Annotated in this window: 23 protein-coding genes and 2 pseudogenes; 10 read left to right on the top strand and 15 right to left on the bottom strand. The window is 59.4% G+C overall.

Features of this window, described 5'->3' with window-relative positions; genetic code table 11:
- Nucleotides 1-77: 77 nt before the first annotated feature.
- Nucleotides 78-845 carry a phytanoyl-CoA dioxygenase family protein gene (locus F8562_RS26480; protein WP_004849740.1) on the bottom strand — a complete coding sequence of 256 codons (768 nt, stop codon included), beginning with the start codon at nt 843-845 and terminating at the stop codon, nt 78-80.
- Between the two features lie 252 nt (nt 846-1,097).
- On the opposite strand from F8562_RS26480, the gene F8562_RS26475 reads away from it, so the two are divergent.
- Nucleotides 1,098-1,931: a helix-turn-helix transcriptional regulator gene (locus F8562_RS26475; protein ID WP_014228781.1), complete on the top strand. Its 834-nt coding sequence runs from the start codon at nt 1,098-1,100 to the stop codon at nt 1,929-1,931.
- Nucleotide 1,932: 1 nt separating this feature from the next.
- On the opposite strand, the gene F8562_RS26470 is transcribed toward F8562_RS26475, so the two are convergent.
- Nucleotides 1,933-2,835 (bottom strand): GGDEF domain-containing protein, encoded by a 903-nt coding sequence (locus tag F8562_RS26470; RefSeq protein WP_014228780.1) that lies wholly within the window; start codon nt 2,833-2,835, stop codon nt 1,933-1,935.
- Between the two features lie 132 nt (nt 2,836-2,967).
- Nucleotides 2,968-3,282: a hypothetical protein gene (locus F8562_RS26465; protein WP_042934321.1), complete on the bottom strand. Its 315-nt coding sequence runs from the start codon at nt 3,280-3,282 to the stop codon at nt 2,968-2,970.
- A 109-nt stretch (nt 3,283-3,391) separates the two neighbouring features.
- Between F8562_RS26465 and F8562_RS26460 the strand changes: the two are divergent.
- A pseudogene (locus F8562_RS26460) lies at nt 3,392-3,535 on the top strand (DUF2938 family protein); the annotation flags it as partial.
- A 71-nt stretch (nt 3,536-3,606) separates the two neighbouring features.
- Here the strand turns inward: F8562_RS26460 and F8562_RS26455 are convergent.
- Complete coding sequence (locus F8562_RS26455; RefSeq protein ID WP_014228778.1) at nt 3,607-3,921, bottom strand: chorismate mutase; 315 nt, start codon at nt 3,919-3,921, stop codon at nt 3,607-3,609.
- A 76-nt stretch (nt 3,922-3,997) separates the two neighbouring features.
- Nucleotides 3,998-4,534, bottom strand: coding sequence for a helix-turn-helix transcriptional regulator (locus F8562_RS26450; RefSeq protein ID WP_042934054.1), 537 nt, complete (start codon nt 4,532-4,534; stop codon nt 3,998-4,000).
- A gap of 703 nt (nt 4,535-5,237) precedes the next feature.
- Between F8562_RS26450 and F8562_RS26445 the strand changes: the two genes are divergently transcribed.
- Both F8562_RS26445 and F8562_RS26440 read left to right on the top strand, forming a co-directional pair.
- Nucleotides 5,238-5,939, top strand: a complete 702-nt coding sequence (locus F8562_RS26445; protein ID WP_014228776.1) for an oligogalacturonate-specific porin KdgM family protein — start codon at nt 5,238-5,240, stop codon at nt 5,937-5,939.
- 68 nt (nt 5,940-6,007) lie between these two features.
- On the top strand, nt 6,008-7,717 hold the full coding sequence (locus F8562_RS26440; protein WP_014838046.1) for a pectate lyase: 1,710 nt from the start codon (nt 6,008-6,010) through the stop codon (nt 7,715-7,717).
- 63 nt (nt 7,718-7,780) lie between these two features.
- Here the strand turns inward: F8562_RS26440 and hpxK are convergent, their stop codons facing one another.
- The 7 genes from hpxK to hpxU all read right to left on the bottom strand — a co-directional run bounded on the left by hpxK (nt 7,781) and on the right by hpxU (nt 14,183).
- Entirely contained in the window at nt 7,781-9,043 is a 1,263-nt protein-coding gene (gene hpxK / locus F8562_RS26435) for an allantoate amidohydrolase (RefSeq protein WP_038423237.1), read from the bottom strand.
- Nucleotides 9,040-10,281, bottom strand: coding sequence for a pyridoxal-phosphate-dependent aminotransferase family protein (locus tag F8562_RS26430; RefSeq protein WP_014228773.1), 1,242 nt, complete (start codon nt 10,279-10,281; stop codon nt 9,040-9,042). The genes hpxK and F8562_RS26430 overlap by 4 nt, the downstream gene beginning before the upstream one ends.
- Before the next feature lie 10 nt (nt 10,282-10,291).
- Nucleotides 10,292-11,032 (bottom strand): amino acid ABC transporter ATP-binding protein, encoded by a 741-nt coding sequence (locus F8562_RS26425; RefSeq protein ID WP_014228772.1) that lies wholly within the window; start codon nt 11,030-11,032, stop codon nt 10,292-10,294.
- Nucleotides 11,013-11,669 (bottom strand): amino acid ABC transporter permease, encoded by a 657-nt coding sequence (locus F8562_RS26420; protein WP_014228771.1) that lies wholly within the window; start codon nt 11,667-11,669, stop codon nt 11,013-11,015. Before F8562_RS26420 ends, F8562_RS26425 begins: the two co-directional genes overlap by 20 nt.
- Complete coding sequence (locus F8562_RS26415; protein WP_014228770.1) at nt 11,669-12,334, bottom strand: amino acid ABC transporter permease; 666 nt, start codon at nt 12,332-12,334, stop codon at nt 11,669-11,671. The genes F8562_RS26420 and F8562_RS26415 overlap by 1 nt, the downstream gene beginning before the upstream one ends.
- Before the next feature lie 9 nt (nt 12,335-12,343).
- Complete coding sequence (locus tag F8562_RS26410) at nt 12,344-13,129, bottom strand: transporter substrate-binding domain-containing protein (protein WP_014838043.1); 786 nt, start codon at nt 13,127-13,129, stop codon at nt 12,344-12,346.
- Nucleotides 13,130-13,343: 214 nt separating this feature from the next.
- On the bottom strand, nt 13,344-14,183 hold the full coding sequence (hpxU, locus tag F8562_RS26405; RefSeq protein ID WP_014228768.1) for a MurR/RpiR family transcriptional regulator HpxU: 840 nt from the start codon (nt 14,181-14,183) through the stop codon (nt 13,344-13,346).
- Between the two features lie 168 nt (nt 14,184-14,351).
- On the opposite strand from hpxU, the gene hpxW reads away from it, so the two are divergent.
- From hpxW to hpxZ, 4 genes are read left to right on the top strand one after another with little or no spacing between them, the layout of a single operon-like run.
- Nucleotides 14,352-15,935 carry an oxamate amidohydrolase gene (gene hpxW / locus F8562_RS26400; RefSeq protein WP_089046447.1) on the top strand — a complete coding sequence of 528 codons (1,584 nt, stop codon included), beginning with the start codon at nt 14,352-14,354 and terminating at the stop codon, nt 15,933-15,935.
- 9 nt (nt 15,936-15,944) lie between these two features.
- The gene (hpxX, locus tag F8562_RS26395) at nt 15,945-16,133 is read left to right on the top strand and encodes an oxalurate catabolism protein HpxX (protein WP_004131209.1); all 189 of its coding nucleotides are present in this window, start codon (nt 15,945-15,947) and stop codon (nt 16,131-16,133) included.
- Nucleotides 16,130-17,527 carry an AtzE family amidohydrolase gene (locus F8562_RS26390; RefSeq protein WP_094909512.1) on the top strand — a complete coding sequence of 466 codons (1,398 nt, stop codon included), beginning with the start codon at nt 16,130-16,132 and terminating at the stop codon, nt 17,525-17,527. The genes hpxX and F8562_RS26390 overlap by 4 nt, the downstream gene beginning before the upstream one ends.
- Complete coding sequence (gene hpxZ, locus F8562_RS26385) at nt 17,524-17,910, top strand: oxalurate catabolism protein HpxZ (RefSeq protein ID WP_014838039.1); 387 nt, start codon at nt 17,524-17,526, stop codon at nt 17,908-17,910. Before F8562_RS26390 ends, hpxZ begins: the two co-directional genes overlap by 4 nt.
- A 237-nt stretch (nt 17,911-18,147) precedes the next feature.
- On the opposite strand, the gene puuE is transcribed toward hpxZ, so the two are convergent.
- The 3 genes and pseudogenes from puuE to F8562_RS26370 form a co-directional block, all read right to left on the bottom strand.
- Entirely contained in the window at nt 18,148-19,080 is a 933-nt protein-coding gene (puuE, locus tag F8562_RS26380) for an allantoinase PuuE (protein WP_014228764.1), read from the bottom strand.
- Nucleotides 18,968-19,840 (bottom strand): annotated as a pseudogene (locus F8562_RS26375) (aspartate/glutamate racemase family protein); the annotation flags it as partial. The pseudogene F8562_RS26375 and the gene puuE, both read right to left, overlap by 113 nt.
- Nucleotides 19,840-20,556, bottom strand: coding sequence for a GntR family transcriptional regulator (locus F8562_RS26370; RefSeq protein WP_014228762.1), 717 nt, complete (start codon nt 20,554-20,556; stop codon nt 19,840-19,842). The pseudogene F8562_RS26375 and the gene F8562_RS26370, both read right to left, overlap by 1 nt.
- 144 nt (nt 20,557-20,700) lie before the next feature.
- Here F8562_RS26370 and F8562_RS26365 point away from each other — a divergent pair, with 144 nt between their 5' ends.
- Both F8562_RS26365 and guaD read left to right on the top strand, forming a co-directional pair.
- Complete coding sequence (locus F8562_RS26365) at nt 20,701-22,188, top strand: NCS1 family nucleobase:cation symporter-1 (RefSeq protein ID WP_014228761.1); 1,488 nt, start codon at nt 20,701-20,703, stop codon at nt 22,186-22,188.
- Between the two features lie 109 nt (nt 22,189-22,297).
- Nucleotides 22,298-23,617 (top strand): guanine deaminase, encoded by a 1,320-nt coding sequence (gene guaD / locus F8562_RS26360; protein ID WP_014228760.1) that lies wholly within the window; start codon nt 22,298-22,300, stop codon nt 23,615-23,617.
- The last annotated feature ends 65 nt before the right edge of the window (nt 23,618-23,682 follow it).

The raw sequence follows: 23,682 nt of genomic DNA, 5'->3' as shown, positions 1-23,682 counted from the left end.
CGGGGAAATAGCACCGCGCCCGCTCAGACTTCCCCCGGTCGCGCTGCGCTTACCGGGGCTACAATTCCATGCGATTTTTACGCCACGCCCAGCAGCCATTTCTGCGCGGGCGTCAGGCGGCTGGCGGTTTCCGGCGTCAGCCAGCGCTGCTGATCCTGCTGCGCGGTATCCGCCCTGTCGATATATAAACCGTGCAGCACGCGCCTTCTGCTGCCGACGCGGTTGCGCGTCCCGCCGTGCCAGGCGTGGGCGTTATAAATCATCACGCTGCCCGCCGGCGCGGCGAACACCACCTCATCAGGATGCGCCAGCTCCGGGTCATCCAGCACCGCTTCCGGCAGCTCCGGACGCAAATGGGTGCCGGGAATAATGCGCGGCGCGCCGTTTTCAGCGCTCAGATCATCGATAGCCCAGATGGTATTCACCAGATGCACTTTCGGAAAATCGTGACGCGGCTTTTTCCAGTCCGCATGCAGCGGCTGATGGCCGCCGTTGAACAACGCTTCCCGCGCGTTCAGGCTGGAGACTTTAAAATCCCCCTGAAAAACATGCCGACAGGCGGAGAGAATCAGCGGATGGGACCAGACCTTTTCCCAAATCGCGCCTTTGTTAATCAGGTTGGCGATGCGGGTTGCCGTCGCTTCCTGGTGGTGCTCGATCGCCAGATTATCGCCCTCTCTCTCGACGATGGCGTCGATAAGCGCGCGCATCGCCGCCAGCCACTCCGCGTCCACCACGTTATGCACGACGGTGTAGCCCAGGGTATCCAGCTCCTGTTTCATTGCCGGGCTCAGCGCAACGTTCGCCCCCAGCGCATCCAGATAAACCGCAGATTGTTGTTCCATATTTATATTCCTTAACTTATCGATAACACAAAACAAACTCTAATCGGCGGCGGGCGGGAATACATGAGGGCAAAACTACGAAAAACTGGACGAGCGTACGCGGCAGGGAAAAGTGTGATGGCCATCAAAATCCAGCTTTTTCCCCCTTCCTGCAGGGCAGGCATTAGCGAAGTCGCCTGATACAGAACAAACCTGTGCAGATAAAATAGATTATAATCAACAGGATAATTGCTCTCTTCTAAGGCATACGGAATGATTGACGATCTGGCGGATATTTTAAATCGTTTAGTAAATCAGAAAGATAATCTGCACGTCAGGTTCCCCGACCCGGATATCTCCGAGCCCGCGCTGGCGTTTAAGGTGCCCTTTCCACGGCTGGAAATTGTGCTTGAGGGTGAGCTTAAGGAGAGCGGGCTGCCGCTGTCGGAGACGATGCTCTCCGCCTCGCAGGTGCTCTACGTTCAGGCGGGTAAATGGACGCTGCCGGAATGGACCGCGCCGGCGTCGACGTTAAGCATTCTGTTTGGTCGCCAGAAGCTCGGGTTTTGCGTTCAGCACTGGGACGGCAAGCAGCTGCGCACGGAAAAGCAGAACGTCGCCCGCCTCGGACCGCGCGTGGGCTCCTACCTGCTGCTGTCGCTCAATGAAATCTGCCTGCAGCCGGACCCGGTAACCGCCAGGCTGGTGGTCGCGGCCCTGTTGAGCCACTGCCTTGAGCAGCTGGTCGGGCTGGAGATGCGCGTCAGCCGCAGCCGCGATCTGTTTCTGGCGGTACAGGATTATCTCGAAGAGCATCTCACCCAGCCGCTGACCCGCGAGTCGGTAGCGAAGCGTTTTCATATTACGCCCAACTACCTGTCGCATATATTCCAGAAATCCGGCTCCGTCGGTTTTAATGAGTTTCTCACCAGCGTCCGCCTGGAAAAGGCGAAAAAGCTGCTGCGCGGCTACGATCTTAAGGTCAAAGAGATCGCCCACAACTGCGGTTTTGTCGACAGCAACTATTTCTGCCGGGTGTTTAAACGCTACACCGAGCGCTCGCCTTCCGAATATCGTCGCCACTGCCGCAGCGCGCAGCAGGGATAGTTCACGCGGCCCATTCAACCCGTCCGCGGCCGTTATTTTTCGCCTTATAGAGCGCGTCATCGACCTTTTTAATAAACAGGTTCTGCGGCTCGTCTTTATGGCGCAGACCGACGCCAATGCTGATCGACAGCGGGTTATCGTGGTTGATCAGGATCGCGCGGGCGTTTTGCAAAATCGACTGCGCCAGTTCATCCACTTCCTGCGCCGACAGGCCATCGACAATAATGGCAAACTCTTCTCCGCCAATCCTCGAAGGCAACACCTTATCGCTGGTAAGCTTCGCCAGCTGTTTGCCAAGGGCAAACAGCACTTCGTCCCCCACCAGATGTCCCCAGGTGTCATTAATTTTCTTGAAGTAGTCGATATCCACAATCATCAGCGCCAGCCTGCGCCCCTCCTTCTCGCGGATGGTGTCGATAAAAAAGCGACGGTTGGGCAGCTGGGTCAGCTCATCCTTGAGCGATTGCGAACGCGCGTCGACGTACAGGAGATTGATGCGCTCAATAATTTTGTAGACCCCGACCGCGCTCAGCAGCATGCCGGACAGGCGCAGCAGATCTTCGCAGTAGTACCCCATCCAGCGCGGCTGGTGGAATATTTCGTCCATCAGATCGAAAGTGCCCCCGGCAATCCACAGCAGCAGGCCGTAGCGTACCCAGTTAACCGCCACGTGGTTCATCCGCACCTTGGTCGAACTCCAGAGCATAAACAGCAGAAATAGCAGCGCCAGCAGATCGATATACATCCCTGGATTGGTCAAAATTTCGCGCCACGGCCCCAGCGGCGGCGAGACGAACGCGCACAGGCTCGATACGGCGACAATCGCCAGCAGTGCCGGAAGAATATGCGTTCGAGAGATAGAAGAACAGGGTTGAATATGGATGTTTTTTTCGCGTTCGGGCATGGTCAGGTCTCATTACAGCGCGGCTTGCCGGGTTTTTAGCATAACAGCGCAGAGCGTTTGCGCGAACTGTAAAGGTGCGATGCCGGGCGACGGGCGCGGACTTACTGGTCCGCCGCAGACTCAGCCTTAAGGTTATCTCGAACTATCTGCCTCGACGTTAACGCTGACGTTCAGTCTCTTCGCCTCCATGGTTATTATCTTCCGGGCAAGCGCCCTGTCGCCGCCGTGCACCCGATCTATCAGCGCCTGGACGATTGTCATCATGAGAAAGTGCTGATTAGCCGGACAGAAATCGGTCATATCAATCCCGCAATCCACCAGCTGCTGGTGCGCATCGCGCTCTGTCTGCTCAATGGTTTCAATCACTTTCTCTTTCATATGCTCGATACGCGCAAAAACCACGCGATTAATGATTTCGATTTGCTCAGGCGTAAAATTTTTTTCCATCATTATGCTCTCGTCAAAGTATAAGGTTCTTAATTAGCTGACCAGCCTCAGCTCTCTCGCCACAATCCTTTTAAACTCTTCACAATGCCTATGCTCCGGCTGCGTGCGCGTACTTCAGCCCGCATTGGGCTTCGGCATTGCGGCATCGCAAACACCTCGCCCGTGGCTGGCTCGCTTGCTAAGCGTGCTCACACATCTGGCCTGGGGATTCGGGCTCTATATCGCGGCACTGGCTATCAGAGCGTGGGGATAATAGCTTAGCAGCCCGTCGGGGGGTCAGAATGAGGCTAACTGACCCTTCACGCCAGGAGAATATCGTGTGGGTCACTCACCCAACACACCGTTACTTTTTTGCCGCTGTAGCTGATTATGTTGCTCAAGCTCATATTCAATGAATGCATCTATCATGGACCGATACACTTTCTCAATAATCACTTCGGGTAACCCTGCGGCAGCCGCCTTTTCGCGAACCCGATCAATAACCTGCTGCACGCGCGCGGGAGCACGAACGGCGGAGTGGTCAGTTTTGAATGCGGCAGCGGCTTTAACGCACTCAGCACGTTGAGCAATCAGGCTAACCAGTTCGCTATCAATCGAATCGATCTGGCTTCTGACATCGGCAAGGGTGGAAAACGTCATCACTTTGAACCTTTAAACTAGTACAATGGCTCAGAATAATATCTCAAATTTCGCCAGATTCCAGCCCTGCGTTTATTCAGAAAGCGCTGGCACGCATAGCCGCATAGAGGGAGCAGAGTTCCTGCAGGCTTTTGGTTCCCATGCGCTTCATCAGCCGGGTACGCTGGACGCTGACCGTGGACGGGCTGACCCCGCGGATACGGGCAATATCATCCAGAGAATGGCCGCGTAAACTGAGCCTCATGATCTGTTGCTCGGCATGGGTAAAATTAAACGTATCGGGCAGATAAGCAACGCTCTGGTTCTGGGCCGATAACAGGCCCATCACTTTTAACGCCTGACGCAGCTCTTCGACCGTCAACCTCTCTGACAAACAGAGCTTTAACAGGCCCGGAAACAGCCGGTTGATGGTCTCAAAATGGCGCTCAGAGGTGATGAAGATGGCGTAGTGCTCCGGCGGATGGCGAAAGAACAAAGCATATATCTCCTGGATATCCATCCCGCAGGTGACATACACGCAGTTGCTTAACCCGGCATCCGCGCCATCGCTCAGCTCCTGCACTATATTCTCAACGCAAGAAATAAATACACGATCCTTTCCATGAATAGTCATCTTGAAGTCCCGAGGTTACCGTCTTTTATTATCCTTCCATATGGATACTTTTCGGAGAGTGTTATGTCGTCAGTCTGGCAGATCAATACCGCCCTCTTTTCCGTTTAGCTTTCGTTTAGCTTTCGTTTAGCTTAAAGGGATTGGCAGTACTGGCTTCGGTTTAACCATTGAAACCATCGAAGCATTTTTAAGTTTTAACAAATTGAGCGCTTAAAAATATAGGAATAAGATTACCGACAATTCAAAAAAAATCCTTATATTCGCAAATAAAAATACAAAATAAACCCAAAGAAACCACTTAATCCATTGATTTAAAAGAATAATAAATCATTAGGATTATCTTTATGAATGACATAAAAAATATTTACCCTCTATTTTTAATATTCAGATCTCGATCTCAAAACATCATTTCATTTTGTGTAAAAGTTATTTTCAATAAAATCACAAACAGCGCAAATTCGTCATCGCCAGGGAATAAAGAATAATGTGTGGTGAATCCCCCTAAGCGGCGGGGTCATGCTGAATTGAGGAATACCCTCATCGACGTTTCGTTTTTATAGACGAATCAGGAAGTCAGCGCCTGATTCACCGGGAGGCACCCGGCACCACACTACCATCTAATAATTTCATTTGTATCGTTCTGCCTGCTTTACGGCAGGTAATTTCTTGTACCTTTGGAAAATAAAAAAAGTAGAGGCACCCTATGTTTCGTTCCTTATTATTAGTCACGATCCCTTTTATCAGTATTGCTGCCCACGCGGTGACATTTGATTATCGTCATGAAACCAATGACAAAGCCGGCAATAATCATAAAGACAGACTGCTGATGTCTCACCGTTTTGCCAATGGCTTTGGCCTGTCGCTGGAAGGGAAATGGAAAGGTTCGCAGGATAAAAATAAAGCCTATGATGAAACCGTGAGTAACGGCACCGAAGTGGTGGCGAGCTATGTGCATAAAATAAATAAAACCTTCCAGATTGAGCCCGGCTTCTCTCTGGATACCAGTTCGTCCTCAAACAACTATCGTCCCTACCTGCGCGGTAAAGCGAATCTGACCGACGATGTCAGCGCCTCATTGCGCTACCGACCTTACTACAAGCGCAATTCAGGCAATATCGGCACGTCTAAAGACACCTCGGAGAACGGCTATAATCTGACCAGCGTTCTTTCCTGGAAATTCCTTAAAGATTATCAGCTCGATTATGAACTGGACTATAAAAAAGCCAACTCCGCGGGGGTTATTTTAGCGGATAACGAAAGCTACGACTGGACCCATGATTTTAAGCTAACCTATAAATTTGATAAAAACTGGTCTCCTTATATGGCCATCGGCAACGTTTCCGGCAGTAAAACCACCGATGAACGCCAAACGCGTTATCGCGTTGGTGTGAAATACTCCTTCTGATAACTTCCTGTCAGCCAGATAATAAATAAGGGTTTTATTAAACCCTTATTTTCATTAAGAGGATAATAATGAAGATTGCAAAAATCACCCTGGCATTGGGCGCTCTGAGTCTCTTCTCACTGAGTGCTGGCGCCCAGGAGAACGCGCGCCTGAGCAGCGTAAAGCAGTTCGCTGACGTCGTGCTGGATAAAGCGGGAGATCGGTACGGCCATCACTCTCCTCTGCTGGCCAATGGCGTGGATCCTCGCACCGGCAAGCAAATGGAATGGGTCTTTCCGGACGGTAAAGTGACCGTACTGTCGAACTTCTCGGCCCAGCAAAACTTGATGCGGGTGCTGGTAGGGTTAAGCAACCTGACCGGCGAAGCAAAGTATAAGCAGCGGGTCGCGGAGAATATTCGCTACTACTTTGACCACTATCAGGACGCCAGCGGGCTACTGCTGTGGGGAGGCCATCGCTTTGTTGATTTGAAAACGCTGCAGCCTCAAGGCCCGAGCGAAAAGGAGATGGTCCATGAACTTAAGAACGCGTATCCCTATTACGACATGATGTTTGCCGTCGATGACAAGGCCACCGCGCGCTTTATCAAGGCTTTCTGGAACGCTCATGTTTACGACTGGAAAACGCTGGAAACCAGCCGTCACGGGGAGTACGGCAAGCCGATGGGCGCTCTCTGGCAAAGTGATTTTGTCCAACAGCCGCCCTTTTTCGCCACCAAGGGCCTGAGCTTTCTCAATGCCGGCAACGACCTTATCTACTCCGCATCGCTGCTCTATCAATACGATGGTGACGCTGGCGCGCTGACGTGGGCGAAGCGTCTGGCCGAACAGTACGTTCTGCCGCGAGATAAGAAGACCGGGCTGGGCGTCTACCAGTTTACCCAACCGCTAAAACGCGCCGACACCACAGATGACAGCGACACGCATTCGAAATACGGCGACCGCGCGCAGCGTCAGTTTGGCCCCGAACTGGGCCCGGACGCGCTGGAGGGCAATATGCTGCTGAAGGGCCGGACCAGCACGCTCTACTCAGAAAATGCGCTGATGCAGCTTGCCCTGGCAAAATCGCTCGGCAAAAACGGTGACGATCTCAAAAAATGGACCCTTGATGGCCTCAAAGCCTTCGCGACCTACGCTTACGATGAGCAGAACAATACCTTCCGCCCGATGCTGGCCAACGGCACGGATCTCTCCGGCTATGCGTTAAAACGCGATGGCTATTATGGGAAAAAAGGCACGGTGCTCAAAGCCTATCCGGCGGGAAATGAATTTCTTCTCTCCTACGCCCGCGCCTGGACGCTTGAACCGGATCGTGCCATCTGGAAAGTCGCCCGCGGCATCGCGAAAGGCCAGGGTTTAGGCGATATCGGTGAACCCGGCGGCGCAAACCGCAGGCTGAATAGCCAAACGGAGAATCATCAGCCGTATGCGATTTTCGCGCTTATCGACCTGTGGCAGGCCACCGGGCAGCAGGACTATTTGACGCTGGCGGATCGCATCGGCGCAAACATCATCAACAAGCAGCGCCTCAACGGCTTTTTTGTCGATGATCCTGAGGCCGAATATGCCAGTATCGATAGTATTGCCCCCTATGCGCTTCTCGCCCTGGAAGCCGCCTTCCGCAACACGCCGGACGCGGTGGCGCCGTTCCTGAACGGCGCGGGATTCACCGAGGGTGCTTATCGGCTGGCTGACGGGACGGTTCGCTACTCCACCCGAGATGACGAGCTGTTCAGGCTCAGACCCGGCGAACAGCTTAAACCGAACGGCAAAAGATAAAACAGCCCCCACCGTGGTGGGGGTTGCGCTATGCCCGGTTTACCAGAAGCGAAACGATAGCCGCTACTTCCCGGCATCCAACGCCGACACCGCGCGCGAATAGGCCGCTATCGCCAGCGCCACATCGTCGGCGGTGACCGACTCGGCGGGATGATGACTGATGCCGCCTTTGCAGCGCACAAATAGCATCGCTGACGGCCAGCGTTCGGCCATGGCGATGGCATCATGCCCGGCGCCGCTCGGCAGCGTCAACGAACGCCCCTGCACCGCCTGCACCGCCTCGCTCAGTACCTGCTGCAATCCGCTATCGCAGGCGGTGGCGGCAATACGGTAAAACTCTTCGGCGCTGAACCGCAGCTGGCGACGAGAAGCAATGGCCTGCGCCTCATTCAGCAGCGTATCCAGTAGCGCATCCAGCGGCTGGTCGTGCGGCCCGCGAATATCCAGGGTCAGCGTAACGTCGCCGGGTATCACGTTAACCGCGCCGGGCGCGCAGCGCAGCGTACCCACCGTGGCGACCCGGTTTCCGCCCTGCTCGCGGGTCAGGGTCTCTACCCGCACCATCCACTCGGCGGCGGCGACCAGCGCATCTTTGCGATGACTCATCGGCACGGTCCCGGCGTGTCCCGCCTCGCCGGTAAAGCGGCAGTTCAGGCGACGCGCGCCGTTGATCGCCTCGACCACCCCCAGCGCCAGCCCTTCCTGCTCGAGGCACGGCCCCTGCTCGATATGCAGTTCCAGGTAGGCGGCAATCTCCTCCGGGCGGCGGGCGGCAAGATGAATGCGCGCCGGATCCAGCCCCGCCAGCACCATCGCCTGCGCCACGCTGACGCCGTCGGCATCGGTCTGCGCCAGCCAGCTCTCGGGCCAGGTACCGGTTATCCCGCGGCTGCCGAGCAGCGTAATACCAAAGCGCGTCCCCTCTTCATCGCAAAAGCCGACAATCTCGATGGCCTGTTTCAGCCGCCGCCCCTGTTGATGCAGACCGTGCACCACTTCGATCGCCGTGAGTACGCCGAGCATCCCGTCGTAGCGCCCGGCGTTGCGCACCGTATCAAGGTGCGACCCGAGCAGGATGGCGGGCGCTCCCTCCTGCTCTCCCTCGTAGCGGCCGCAAATATTGCCGACGCTGTCCTGCCAGACGGTCATTCCGGCCTGGGTCATCCACCGCGCCGCCCGCTGGTTGGCCTCGAGATGCTGTGGGGAGAGATAAACCCGGGTCAGGGCATCCGGCGTTTCGCTGATCGCGGCCAGCTCATCGGCGCGGGCCATCACCCGCGCCGCGGCCTGCTGCATTTCCGCCTGCTGGCGTTGTGCTGGACTCATTGGGCGCTCTCGCTGCGATAGTGATCCCACGCGGCCTGCATCGCCGCGCCCTGAGTGGTGGGGAATTTGAGATAGTTCAGCACCGACTCCAGCGCGCTGAGCGTGGTCATCACGCAGTCTTTACGCGCGTTGTAGCCCATGGTGCCGATCCGCCACACTTTGCCGTGCAGCGGGCCGAACGAGGTACCGATTTCAATACCGAAATCTTCCAGCATCAGCTTGCGCGCCTGGTCGCCGTTGATACCCTGCGGGATAACGACGCCAAGCACGTTGTTCATCTTATGTTTCAGGTCGCCGAAGGTCTCCAGCCCCATCGCCTGAATGCCTTTGACCAGCGCGTCGCCGTGCAGCTTATGGCGGGCAATGCCGTTATCCAGCCCCTCCTGGAGGATCAGCCGTGCGCATTCGCGGGCGCCGAACAGCGCGGTGGTGGCCTCGGTATGATGGTTAAGGCGCTCCGGCCCCCAGTAGTCCATCACCATGCCGAGATCGAAATAGTTGGAGTAGATCATCTCCTCGTCGCCGTCGCGGTGGGCATCGGTGCGAATCCCCTCTTCCACGCATTTGCGGCGGCGAATCGCCTCTTCCATGCGCGCGCTGAGGGTAATCGGCGAGGTGCCGGACGGGCCGCCGAGGCACTTCTGCATCCCGGCCGAGACCGCATCCAGCCCCCAGGCGTCGGTTTCCAGCGGGTTGCCGCCCAGCGAAGCGGTGGCGTCGGTGTAAAACAGTACGTCATAGCGGCGGCAGATATCCCCCAGCTCCGCCAGCGGCTGCAGCATCGTGGTGGAGGTGTCGCCCTGCACCGTCAGCAGCAGGCGCGGACGAATACGTTTGATGGCATCCTCCACCTGGTCCGGGGTAAACACCTCACCCCAGGGTACTTCAATGGTGTGCACTTCCGCCCGGCAGCGGCGGGCGATTTCGCACAGCAGATGGCCGAAGCGGCCAAACACCGGCACCAGCACCTTGTCCCCCGGCCGAATAGCCGAAACCAGGATCGCCTCAATCCCGGCCCTTGAGGTTCCGTCCACCAGCATCGTCCAGCGGTTTTCGGTACGAAATACGCCGCGGTACAGCGCCATCACTTCGTTCATATAGTGGGTCATCGCCGGGTCGTACTGGCCGATCAGCTGGCTCGACATGGCGCGCAGCACGCGCGGGTCGGCGTTAATCGGGCCGGGCCCCATCAGCAGGCGCGACGGCGGGTTGAGTTGCGGAAACTGAGTGATATCCATCTTTAAGTCCTTATTGATTGAGGCCGCGCACGGAGGAAATAAACTGCTTCAGTTCGCTGGTCTGCGGGTTGGCGAACAGCGTTTTGCTGTCGCCCTGCTCCCAGACGCGTCCCTGATGCATAAACACGACGCGGTCGCCCACTTCGCGGGCAAAATTCATTTCATGGGTCACGAGAATCAGCGTCATGCCCTCCGCCGCCAGCTGCTCCAGCACCTTAAGCACTTCGCCAACCAGCTCCGGATCCAGCGCCGAGGTGATCTCGTCACAGAGTAAAACTTTTGGCGACATCGCCAGCGCGCGGGCAATCGCCACGCGCTGCTGCTGGCCGCCGGAGAGACTCGACGGGTAGTAATCGAGCCGGTCGCCCAATCCGACCTTTTCCAGCATCCGCTGGGCCAGTTCACGGCACTCGGCGGCGCTCTTCTTCAGCACCCGACGCGGCGCCAGCATCACGTTTTCCAGCGCCGTCATATGCGGAAACAGGTTAAAACTCTGGAACACCATGCCGATAGAGCGGCTGATCTCCCGCGCCTGCGAGTCGCGGTCGGTAATGGTCATCCCGCCGAGCTTAATGCTGCCTTCCTGATAGCCTTCCAGGCCGTTGATACAGCGCAGCAGCGTGCTTTTGCCCGACCCGCTGCGGCCGATAATCGAGATCACTTCGCCCATATCGATATCCAGATCGACGCCCTTGAGCACGTGGTTATCGCCGTAGTACTTCTGCATCTGATTAATGGTGATGAGAGGCATTGAATTTGTTCTCCAGATGACGGCTGTAGCGGGACAGCGGGTAACACAGAATGAAATAGCCCAGCGCCACCAGCGCAAAGACTTTAAACGGCTGATACGTCACGTTGGTCAGCATTGTTCCCGCTTTGGTCAGCTCGACGAAGCCGATAATCGACGCCAGCGCGGTACCCTTGATCACCTGCACGGCAAACCCCACCGTCGGGGCGATGGCGATCCGCAGCGCCTGCGGGGCGACGACCCGATACAGCGTCTGGCCAAAGCTCAGCCCCAGACAGCGCGAGGCTTCCCACTGCCCTTTTGGCAGGGCGCGGATGCTGCCAAACCAGATATCGAGCAAAAAGGCGCTGGTATACAGCGTCAGCGCCAGCGACGCCGCGGTCCACGCCGAAACGTCGATGCCGAACAGCGCCACGCCGAAAAAGGCGAGAAACAGCTGCATCAGCAGCGGCGTCCCCTGAAACAGTTCGACATAGCCGCGGATCAGGCGTTTTACCTGACGCCCGCCGGTCATGCGCAGCAGCAGGAGCGGCAGCGTGACCAGCGCGCCGCCGAGAAACGCCACCAGCGACAGCAGCACCGTCCAGCGCCCGGCCAGCAGCAGATTGCGGACAATGTCCCAATCGGTAAAGGTGGTCATCATGCCTGCACCCCCAGCCATTTACGTCCCGCCGCCATCAGCAGCTGACGCATCGTTATCGACAGCGCTAAATAAATCCCCGTCGTCACCAGATAGACCTCAAAACTGAGGAAGGTGCGCGACTGAATCAGGTTAGCGGCAAAGGTCAGCTCTTCATAAGAGACCTGCGACACCACCGACGAACCGAGCATGACGATGATGCACTGGCTCACCAGCGCCGGATAAATGCGCTGCAGCGCGGGCGGCAGAATGACCTGAATAAAGGTCTGCGTCCGGGTCAGCCCCAGTACGCGCCCCGCTTCCCACTGACCTTTCGGCGTCACCTGAATCCCGGCGCGTACGATCTCGGTACTGTAGGCCCCAAGATTGACCACCATCGCCAGCAGCGCGGCCTCGCCCGCCGTCATCTTCAGCCCCAGGTTCGGTAAGCCGAAGACGATAAAAAACAGCTGTACCACAAACGGCGTGTTGCGAATCAGTTCGACATACCCGCCCCAAATCCGGCTGAACCACGTGGGACGCCCGCTGCGGATGGCGGCGCCGAAGATGCCAATCGTCAGGCCACCTATCGTCGCCAGCACCGTCAGCTGAATGGTCACCCACAGCCCCGCCAGCAGCTCCGGCCAGTGCGGCCAGAGCGCAGAAAAATGAAGTTGCTCCGTCATGCCCGGACCTTACGCGCCGAGGCTGGCAGGCAGCGGCGCTTTCAGCCACTTCTCAGACAAACCGTTCAGGGTGCCGTCTTTTACGCCCTGCTCAATCAGCGCATCCACTTTCGCCTTCAGGGCCGGTTGATTCTTTTTCAGGCCGATAAAGCACGGCGAATCCTTCAGCATAAAGCTCGGCACCGGGGCCTTGTCAGCGTTCTGCCGGGAGATGGCCGCCACCACCAGGTTGCCGGTGGCCACATACTGCACCTGGCCAGATAAATAGGCCGACAGCGTGGTGTTGTTATCTTCGTAGCGCTTAATCTGCGCCTCTTTCGGCGCCACGCTGGTCAGCACCATATCTTCCACCGCGCCGCGGGTCACGCCCACGCTTTTACCGCTCAGCGCCGCCGGGTCTTTCAGCTCCGCGCCTTTCGGGCCAAATACGCCGAGGAAGAACGGCGCATAGGCGCGGCTAAAGTCGATCACCTTTTCGCGCTCGGCGTTTTTACCGAGGCTGGAAATCACCAGGTCCACCTTATCGGTTTGCAGATAAGGCACGCGGTTGGCGCTGGTCACCGGCACCAGCTGCAGCTTGAGCTTCATCTCTTTGGCGAGATAGCGCGCCATATCGATGTCGTAGCCCTGCGGCTGAAGGTCGGTACCCACCGAGCCAAACGGCGGGAAATCCTGCGGCACCGCAATGCGGATCGTGCCGCGCTTTTCAATATCCTGGAGCTGGTCAGCTTTCGCCGCCGGGAGGTTGGTTAACAGACAAGCGGCCCCGGCCAGTGCGATCAACAGTTTCTTCATGATGTTTACCCGTTACGTTAGCATGAAACAAAAGATTCTTTGAAGTCACTTTTGCAACTAATGTGCCAGATAAAGCGCCGCGCATCGGGTTAGCCCGCCGCTTGGCTAAGCGAACGTAAAACAAGGGAAATTGAGGAATTAAGAGGGAACGACCGCGCGTTCCCCCATTATTTTATCGCACCAAAACCATGCAAAGCACCACGCTGGCGCCCCATTATCGTTGTTCCAGCTCGTCCAGCTGCTGATAAAGGGTGGCGATGTCGTGAATGCGCGGGCGGCCTTTATCGAGAATTTCGTGCAGAAAGGCGTTCGACAGCAGATTGATCAGGCTATTGACCGAGGCGTAGCTGTCGTAGGCCGATACGCTATCCAGCGGTGCGCAGAGCCGCCAGCGCGCCAGCGGAAACAGGCCGTGGGCCTGCGGCTCGCACATCAGCAGCGCCGGAATGCCGCTGCTCTGCAGCTGCAGCAGCAGCGGGCGAATAATTCGCGGGCGGCGGCGGAACGCCATCACCACCACCAGATCGTCGGCGCTGAGATCCACCAGTTCCTCGCTCAGGCTTTGTCCGGGCTGCGGCAGCACCAGTACCTGCCCGCGCGCCTGCAGTAGCTGCTGACGCAGATGCAGCGCCGCAGGATAAGCATTACGCATGCCGACAATCACAATACGCCGGGCGGCGACCAGCGCCTGAATCGCCTCGGCGAACTGCTGAACATCCAGCGCGTTAACCCATTGTGTCAGGTTGGCCATCTCTTGTTTATAGTGGCGCGCCAGCAGAGTATTGCCCTGTACCGCATCGCGATTATCGGTCAGCGGCATTCCGCTCTGGCGCAGGGTGCGCAGCTCATCGCGCATATCTTTATATTTTTCATAGCCCAGGCGCTTGAACAGCCGGCTGACCGTGGCTTTCGATACGCCGCTCAGCTGCGCCAGCTCGGCGCTGTTGTAGCTAATCAGGTCATCAAAATGATCGAAAATAAAATCCGCCACCCGCTGCTCCTGGGGTGATAATGACGGGTACTGCTCTTTCAGTCGTTCATCAAGCTGTTGCATAAGACCTCTGTAACTTTCGTTTCACCGCACTATACCGCTAACGCCTTTCATAATGCATGCCAGTTCGGCAAAAAACGCGCATCGTCGGCAACGATTGAAACTTTACGTTCAGACATGGAACAGCTTTTGCAACCCTCTGCGGACATTTCGCTTAATTGAGGACACCCCATGCAAAGTCATGTTGCCGCCCGCGGGATGGCGGTTGCGCCCCATCATCTGGCCAGCCAGAGCGCGCTGGCGATTCTGCGCGAAGGCGGAAGCGCCATAGAAGCGATGGTCGCCGCCGCTGCGACCATCGCCGTGGTTTACCCGCATATGAACGGCCTCGGCGGCGATGGCTTCTGGCTTATCGTGCCCCCCGAGGGCGATCCCATCGCCATTGACGCCAGCGGCGCGGCGGGGTCGCTGGCGACGCCGCAGGCCTACGCCGGCCTCGCGCAGATCCCCCACCGCGGACCGCAGGCGGCCCTGACCGTGGCGGGCACCGTCAGCGGCTGGGACGAAGCGCTTAAGGTTTCGCGGGAGTTAACCGGGAAATCGCTGCCGCTGACGCGTCTGCTGGAAGATGCCATCGGCTACGCCGCCGGCGGTATCCCGGTGACCGCCTCGCAGGCCAGCGCGACCGCCGATAAATTCAGCGAACTGCGCGACCAGCCCGGCTTCGCCGAAACCTTTCTGGTGGACGGCCAGCCGCCGAAGGCCGGGAGCCGCTTTTTGCAGCCGGCGCTGGCGAACACCCTGCGCCGATTAACCGAAGACGGTTTAGACAGCTTCTATCGCGGGCCGCTGGCGGAGCAGCTGGCCCGCGGTATGGAAAAGTACGGGCTGCCCGTCACCCTTAGCGACCTGCAGCAGCATCGCGCTCGCCGCCCCCAGCCGCTCAGGCTGGCGCACCGGCACGGCGAACTGTGGAACCTCGCGCCGCCGACCCAGGGGCTGGTTTCGCTGGCGATCCTCGGCATCACCGACAGGCTGGCGATGGCCGATGCCGACGATGCGATGACCGTCCACCGAATTGTGGAGGCGACCAAGCTGGCCTTCGGCCTGCGCGACGCGCATATCACCGATCCCCGCCACCTTGATGTCGATATCCAGAGCCTGCTGACGCCGGCGGCGCTGCAGCCGCTGGCGGAGAATATCGACGACCAGCGGGCGGCCCCGTGGGGCGCGGGCAAAGGCCCGGGCGACACCGTGTGGATGGGGGTTATCGATAAAAGCGGGCTGGCGGTTTCCTTTATCCAAAGCCTGTACCACGAGTTCGGCAGCGGCGTGGTGCTGCCGGAAAGCGGCATTGTCTGGCAGAACCGCGGGGCATCGTTCAGCCTCGACCCGCGCCACCTGCTGGCGCTGGCGCCCGGCAAGCAGCCGTTTCACACCCTCAACCCCGCCGCCGCAAGGCTGAACGATGGCCGGGTGATGGTGTACGGATCCATGGGCGGCGACGGCCAGCCGCAAACTCAGGCCGCTATTTTCACCCGCTACGTCATGCAAAACGTGCCGCTACAGGAGAGCATCACCCGGCCGCGCTGGCTGCTGGGGCGCACCTGGGGGCAGACTTCCGACTCGCTCAAGCTGGAGGGCCGCTTCAGCGCCGAAAGCGTTGCCCGCCTGCGTCAGCTGGGGCACGACGTTGACGTGCTGGCCGATTTTAGCGAAGCCATGGGCCACGCCGGGGCGATTGTACGCCATCCCAACGGCCTGTTTGAGGGGGCCAGCGATCCGCGCAGCAACGGCTCCGCCGCCGGCTATTAGGAGCTGATGATGAACACACCGCACAACGAATGGGACGCTTACCTCACACAAATGGAACAGCTGCTGGCGCTGGAGCTGGACGATGCGCGGCGCGCAGAGCTCAGGGTGCAGTTTAGCCGCATCGCCGCCATGGCCGGGCCGCTGCTGGCCTTTCCCCTCGACGATCGCGTCGAAATCGCCGGAGTCTATAAAGCATGAAGCTACCTGAAATGACGATTCACGAAATCCAGCGCGCGCTGGCCGCCGGCGAGCTCAGCGCCAAAGAGATCGCCCGCCACACCCTGGAGAACATCGCCCGCGTTAACCCGCAGATCAACGCCTGGACCCACGTCAGCGAAAAGCGCATGCTCGCTGAGGCAGAGAATATCGATACCCTGCGGCGGGAAAAAAAGCCCCTGCCCGCGCTGGCAGGCGTTCCCTACGCGGTGAAAAATCTGTTCGATGTCGCCGGCCATACCACCCTTGCCGGGGCGCAGCTGCTGAGCGATCGCCCCGCCGCCGCCGCCGACAGCTGGGCGGTGCGCCAGCTACATAGCGCGGGCGCGCTGCTCTCCGGGATGCTGAATATGGATGCCTACGCCTACGGTTTTACCACCGAGAACAGCCACTACGGGGCGACGCGTAACCCGCACGATCTTTCGCGGATCGCAGGCGGCTCCTCGGGCGGGTCGGCGGCGGCGGTGGCCGCCGGGCTGGTGAATTTCTCGCTGGGCAGCGATACCAACGGCTCCATTCGCGTCCCGGCCTCGCTGTGCGGGATCTTCGGCCTCAAGCCGACCTTTGGCCGGTTATCGCGCTCCGGCAGCCATCCTTTCGTCGCCAGCCTCGACCATATCGGTCCGTTTGCCCGCTGCGTCAGCGACCTTTCCGCGGTTTACGATGCGCTGCAGGGTCGCGATCCGGGCGATGGTTTTCAGGCCGACAAGGCCAGCGAGCGCACGGCGAATCTGCTGTCGCGCGGGCTCGAAGGCCTGCGCTGCGCCACCCTCGGCGGTTATTTTACGACATGGTGCGATAACGACGCCCGTGCGGCCGTCGCTCGCGTCGCCGGGGCGCTGGCGGCGCATGAGGCTGTGATTTTCCCGGAGGCGGAGCTGGCCCGCTCGGCGGCGTTTATTATCAGCGCCGCCGAGGGCGGAAATCAGTACCTGCCCGCGCTGCGTAGCCAGCCCGAACGTTTTGAGCCGAACTCCCGCGAGCGCCTGCTGGCGGGCGCGATGATCCCGTCGGCCTGGTATCTTCAGGCCCAGCGCTTCCGCCGCCACGCGCAGCAGGCGTTTAAAGCCCTGTTCGCCCATGCGGATGTGCTGATCGCCCCGGCCACGCCGAGCAGCGCGACGCTCATCGGCGCGCAGACCATGGAGATTAACGGCCAGCCGCTGCCGATTCGCGCCAGCATGGGGATGCTGACCCAGCCCATCTCCTTCCTTGGCCTGCCGGTGGTCACCGTGCCGCTGCGTACGGCGAACGGTCAGCCGATTGGCCTGCAGCTGATTGCCGCGCCTTTTAATGAACAAGCCTGTCTGCGCGCGGCGCGGGCGCTGGAGGAAATGGGCATTACCGACGCCCGCCCGGTGGAGATAGCAGCATGATGACGCAAGAGCAGATTAATCGCCCGTTGGTTCTCGCCGAGGTGACGGCGGCGTTTTACCGCTATGAGGAAGCGCTGGTGAGCAACGATATCGCGGTGCTGGATGAGCTGTTCTGGCACGATAAGCGCACGGTGCGGCTGGGGGCCGGGGAAAATCTCTACGGTATCGACGAAATCCGCGCCTTTCGCGCCGCCCGCCCGGCCGCCGGCCTGCAGCGCGCGCTGCGGCACACCACCATCACCACCTTCGGCGAGGATTACGCGGTGTGCAGCACCGAATTCACCCGCCAGGGCAGCGAACGCATTGGCCGACAGCAGCAAACCTGGGTGCGCTTCCCCTGCGGCTGGCGCATCGTCGCCGCCCAGGTGAGTTTGATGAGTTAAGCCTCGCGCCTTTCCCGGTATCCCCCGGGTTGCGCTGCGCTTACCCGGGCTACGGATCCGCAGAGGGTGATGAACCCGTAGCCCGGGCGGGCGCCCGGCGCCGCCCCCGGGGACATAGCGCAGGATGGCGTCATTTCCCGGAGGCGATGCTGCGCATCTGTCCGGGCTACCGGATTGCGGCCGTTTGCAGAGCTGTAGCCCGGGTAAGCCGCTTGCGGCGCGACCCGGGGAACGCCTTTACCCCCGGAACGGATGAACGTCGCGCCAGTGGTCGGCAATCTGCTGACGAGTGCAGACCCAAACCTGGTCGTGCTGCTGCACATAATCAAGGAAACGCTGCAGCGCGCGGAAGCGGCCCGGGCGCCCCAGCAGGCGGCAGTGCATCCCGATGGACATCATCTTCGGCGCGCTGGCCCCCTCGGCGTACAGCACATCGAAGCTGTCTTTCAAATAGGTGTAAAACTGCTCGGCGGTATTGAACCCCTGGGCGGTGGCAAAGCGCATATCGTTGGCGTCGAGGGTATAAGGTACGATCAGGTGCGGCTTACGCGTCCCGTCGCCGCAGGCCACCTCGCTCCAGAACGGCAGATCGTCGCCATAATAGTCGCTGTCGTAATCAAAACCGCCGTGCTCCACCACCAACTGGCGGGTATGGGGACTATCGCGCCCGGTATACCAGCCGGTGGGCGGTTTGCCAAACAGATCGGTTAACACCTGCACGGCTTTATGAAGATGCTCCCGCTCCTGCTCGATAGGCATATTCTGGTAGTGGATCCAGCGCCAGCCGTGGCTGGCCACGTCATAGTTCGCCGACTTAATCGCCTCGACCACCTCGGGATGACGCGCCAGCGCCATGGCGACGCCAAACACGGTCAGCGGCAGTCCCCGCTGGCTGAACTCATTATGGATGCGCCAGAAACCGGCGCGGCTGCCGTACTCATACAGCGAATCCATCGACATATGCCGGTCAGGATAGCTGGCGGCGCCGATAATATCGGACAGAAACTGCTCAGAACCGGCATCGCCGTGCAGCACGTGGTTTTCCGAGCCCTCTTCGTAGTTCAGAACAAACTGCACGGCGATGCGCGCATTGTTCGGCCACCGCGCGTGCGGCGGCTGTCCGCCGTAGCCGCGCAGATCGCGCGGGTAATCGTCTGCCAAAAATGCCATCTGCTACCTCTTCATATTAAAAGGGATTTAATGCCTGAAATTTGCCGCTCAACGCCTTGGCTTCCGGAAACCCTAAATCGCCCTGCTTGCTGGTCGACAGGCCTAACGCCACCAGCGACTCAACCATTTTGACCGCCGCGCTGACGCCATCGATCACCGGCACGCGCAGTTCGCGGGTCAGCTCCTGGGCCAGCGTCGCCATCCCGCCGCAGCCCAGCACGATAGCCCCGCAGCCGTCCTCTTTTAGCGCCTGGATACAGCGCGCTCGTACTTTCTCCTGCGCCAGACCGCTGCCGTCCTCCAGCGCCAGCACCGGTAAATCAATGGCGTGCAGGGCGGCGCAGTGGTCATGAAAACCATACTGGTGCAGCAGATGACGGGCGATGATCAGGGTGCGCGGCAGCGTGGTCACGATGGAAAAACGGGTGGCCACCAGCGTCGCCATATGCATCGCCGCTTCGGCAATCCCCACCACCGGCCCCTGCGCCAGCTCGCGCGCCGCCAGCAGCCCGGGGTCGCCAAAACAGGCGATCACGTGCCCGTCTACCCCCTGTTGACGACCGGCTTTGATCTGCTCCAGCACGCCCACGGCGGCGATGGCTTCATCAAAGTGGCCCTCTATCGACGGCACGCCCTCGCGTGGGCAGACCGCCAGAATCTCGGTTCCCGGCGCGGCAGCCGCCCGCGCGGCGGCACCGATGGTTTCCGTCATAGCCAGGCTGGTGTTGGGGTTGATGACTTGTATACAAACAGCGGCCATTACGGCTCCTTATAGCCGGCAAACAGCCGGGCAAAATCGGGCAGAGTCACGCCAGAGCGCTCAAAACAGAGGCTGGCGACAATATGTTCAAAATGGTGGCTTAAGGCGTCGCTCAGGGGCTGGAGCGCCTTGTCGCGCAGCAGCTGGACAAGCTGTTCGTGATCGTCGCAGCGGCAGCCCTGACGCCACGGCGATCCCCACGCCGCGATAACCAAGGATGAACGCTGGCTCAGGCGGGTCACCATCTCGGTGAGCACCTGATTGCCGGAGATCGCCTGCAGCTGAATATGAAACTCGGCCGAATAGCGGATCGCCGCCGGGCCGTCATAGCGTTCATGCGCCTGCTGCTCCTGACGGATAATGGCCTCCAGCGCCGCCAGGTGCGGCGGCTGGCAGCGGGTCAGCACATCCGGCAGGTTGGCCACCTCCAGCAGCGCGCGGGTACGAAAGATCGCCTGCGCCTCTTCGACCGTTGGGCTGGCGACCTGTGCACCACGTTTGGGCGTCAGGGCGACCATTTGCACAGTCGCGAGTCGTTGCAGCACTTTTCTGATCCCGGTGCGGCTTACGCCAAACACCTCCGCCAGCGCCTCCTCCGGCAGTTTGCTCCCCGGCGGCAGCTGATGCTCGACGATCGCGGTCATCAGCGCCTGATAGATGGATTCGTCTTTATCCTGCAGCTCTGGCGCGGCCTGCAGACGATGTTGGTTGCTCATTAACCACTCCGACTTTCACTTTTTGATATCGAATCGTATACATAAAATTTAATTCTTGCATACAAAATTAACTGTTTTGGCCTGATTCCTGCAACAGCCTCGGCAATCCATTTAAACGGGTGTTCATTTACAGGAGCAGGTTTCATGCCAAATCAACAAAATACGCATCAGGTTAAGGCCGCTGATCCCCACGCTGGATACAGCCCACGGCTTTGCAATGAGGATCTGGCGCCGACGCGCGACCAGAACTGGAGCTGGTACAACATCTTTTCTTTCTGGATGTCGGACGTGCACAGCATGGGAGGCTACGTGGTGGCGGCGAGCTTCTTTACCCTTGGTCTTGCGAGCTGGCAGGTGCTGCTGTGCCTGCTGGTGGGGATTTGCATCGTTCAGCTGTGCGCCAACCTGGTGGCGAAGCCCAGCCAGATGGCGGGGGTGCCCTACGCGGTCATTTGTCGTCAGGCGTTTGGCGTCTTTGGGGCCAATATTCCGGCGGTGATCCGCGGGCTTATCGCCTTCGCGTGGTACGGCATTCAGACCTATCTCGCCGCCAACGCGCTGATGCTGGTGCTGCTGAAGTTCTGGCCCTCGCTGTCGACGCTCACCGCTTCCAGCTTCCTTGGCCTGTCGCATCTGGGCTGGCTCTGCTTCGCCACCATGTGGCTGCTGCAGGCGATGGTGTTCTGGCACGGGATGAACGCCATCAAGCGCTTTATCGATATCGCCGGCCCGGCGGTCTACGTGGTAATGCTGGCGCTGGCGGGATGGATTGTATACAAGACCGGTTTTGACGGGATCTCCTTTACCCTCGCCAGCAAATCGCTGAGCGCCGGGGAGCAGACCTGGCAGATGATCACCGCCACCGCGCTGGTGGTCTCCTACTTCTCCGGCCCGCTGCTCAACTTTGGCGATTTCTCGCGCTACGGCAAAAGCATGGGTGAGATCCGCCGCGGCAACCGCTGGGGCCTGCCGTTTAACTTCCTGCTGTTCTCCATCGTGACCGTGGTGATTGTCTCCGGCACGCAGTCGCTGTTTGGCCGCATGATCACCGACCCGATTGAGACCGTGAGCCGCGTGGGCAACGACCTGGCGGTCGCCATTGGCCTGCTGACCATGATCACCGCCACCATCGGGATTAATATCGTGGCCAACTTTGTCTCCCCGGCGTTCGATTTCTCTAACTGCTCGCCGCAGAAAATCAGCTTCCGCACCGGCGGGATGATTGCCGCCGTGGGATCGATTTTGCTGACGCCGTGGAACCTGTTTAACTCGCCGGAGCTGATCCACTACACCCTCGACGTGCTGGGGGCGTTTATCGGCCCGCTGTTCGGTATCCTGATCGTGGACTTTTACATCATTAAGCGCGGCAAGGTTTCCGTTAACGATCTGTTCGACGACACGCCAAAAGGCCAGTACTGGTACCGCAACGGCTTTAACCCGAAAGCGATCGCCGCCCTGGTGCCCTCCGTCGCGATTGGTCTGGTCATCAGCTTTATTCCGGCCCTGCACGAAGTGGCTAACTTTAGCTGGTTTATCGGCGTCTTCCTGAGCGGCGCGGCCTACCGCTGGATCGCCCGCGACGAGCGCGTCGGCGCCACCGCCGGCTTCAGCGCCCTCGCCCAGAAAGAGTAACCCGGCCTTCCCGCCGCGGCGTCACGTCGCGGCGGCTCTCCGCCTGCGCAAACTGGCATTAATCTTGCTCAATCAACCTATCCTTTCGCTAACCCACAGGGCAGCTATGATGATGGACTACCATGCCGCAGTTCGCGGCGCATTTTTCGATATCGCCGGGGTTGCCGAGAGCGCCGACGATATCGACCGCCAGGCGCGCTATCTCGAGGATGGCGTGCTGTTTCTTCGCGACGGACGCATTCAGGCGCTGCTGCCGTGGCAGGAGGGCGAACGCTTTCTGCACCCGCAGAAGGGCTATCGCGACCTGCACGGTAAGCTATTGCTGCCGGGGTTTGTCGATGCCCACGTCCACTATCCGCAAACCGAGATGATCGGCGCATTTGGCGAGCAGCTGCTGGAGTGGCTCACCACTTATACCTTTCCCGTGGAGAGCCAGTTTGCCGATGCCGACTACGCCGCGGAGATCGCGCAGTTTTTTGTCAACCAGCTGCTGAGCCACGGCACCACCACCGCGCTGGTTTTTTGTACGCTGCATCCGCAATCGGTGGATGCCCTGTTTAACGAAGCGCTGCGCCTGAATATGCGCCTGCTCGCCGGCAAAGTGATGATGGATCGCCACGCGCCGGACTACCTGAGCGAAAGCGCGGAGCAGAGCTACCGGCAAACTCGCGAACTGATTGAACGCTGGCACCGGCGCGGCCGCCTCGGCTATGCCATTACGCCGCGCTTCGCGCCGACCTCAACGCCGGAGCTGCTGGCCGCGGTGCGGCAGCTGCGGGAAGAGTTTCCCGATACCTGGCTGCATACCCATTTGAGCGAAAACCTCAACGAAGTGGCGTGGGTAAAAAGCCTGTGGCCGGAGCATGAGCACTATCTTGACGTCTACCATCACTATCGGCTGACCGGCGAGCGTAGCGTGTTTGCCCACGGCATTCACCTTGCGGACGCCGAATGGCAGTGCCTGCACGAGACCGGCTCAGCGCTGGCCTTCTGCCCGACGTCAAACCTGTTTCTCGGCAGCGGGCTGTTTCGTTTACCGACCTGCTGGCAGAACAAAGTGCGCATGGGCATCGGTAGCGATGTTGGCGCGGGCACCACGTTCAGTATGCTGCGCACCCTCGGCGAGGCGTATAAGGTCAGCCAGCTGCAAAGCTATCGCCTGCGCGCCAGCGAAGCCTTCTACCATGCGACCCTTGGCGGCGCGCGCGCGCTGCGCCTTGACGAGAAGATTGGCAATTTCCAGCCCGGCAAAGAGGCCGATTTCGTGGTTATCGACCCGGCGGTCACGCCGCTGCAAAAGTTACGCAGCGGGCGCTGCAAAGATATCTATGAACAGCTGTTCGTGCTGATGACCCTGGGCGATGAACGTAATATCAGCGAGACGTGGGTAAACGGCGAGCGCGTGTGGGGGGATGCGGCTGCGCAGTAGTCCCTTTCCCGGAGGCGGCACGCTGTGCCTGTCCGGGCTACCAGACCACAGACAGCGCCGAACTC

The sequence above is a fragment of the Klebsiella sp. RCJ4 genome (genome assembly GCF_009025755.1).
In the GTDB taxonomy this organism is placed as follows: Bacteria; Pseudomonadota; Gammaproteobacteria; order Enterobacterales; family Enterobacteriaceae; genus Klebsiella; species Klebsiella michiganensis.
This window is presented reverse-complemented; position numbering and strand designations above follow the sequence as displayed.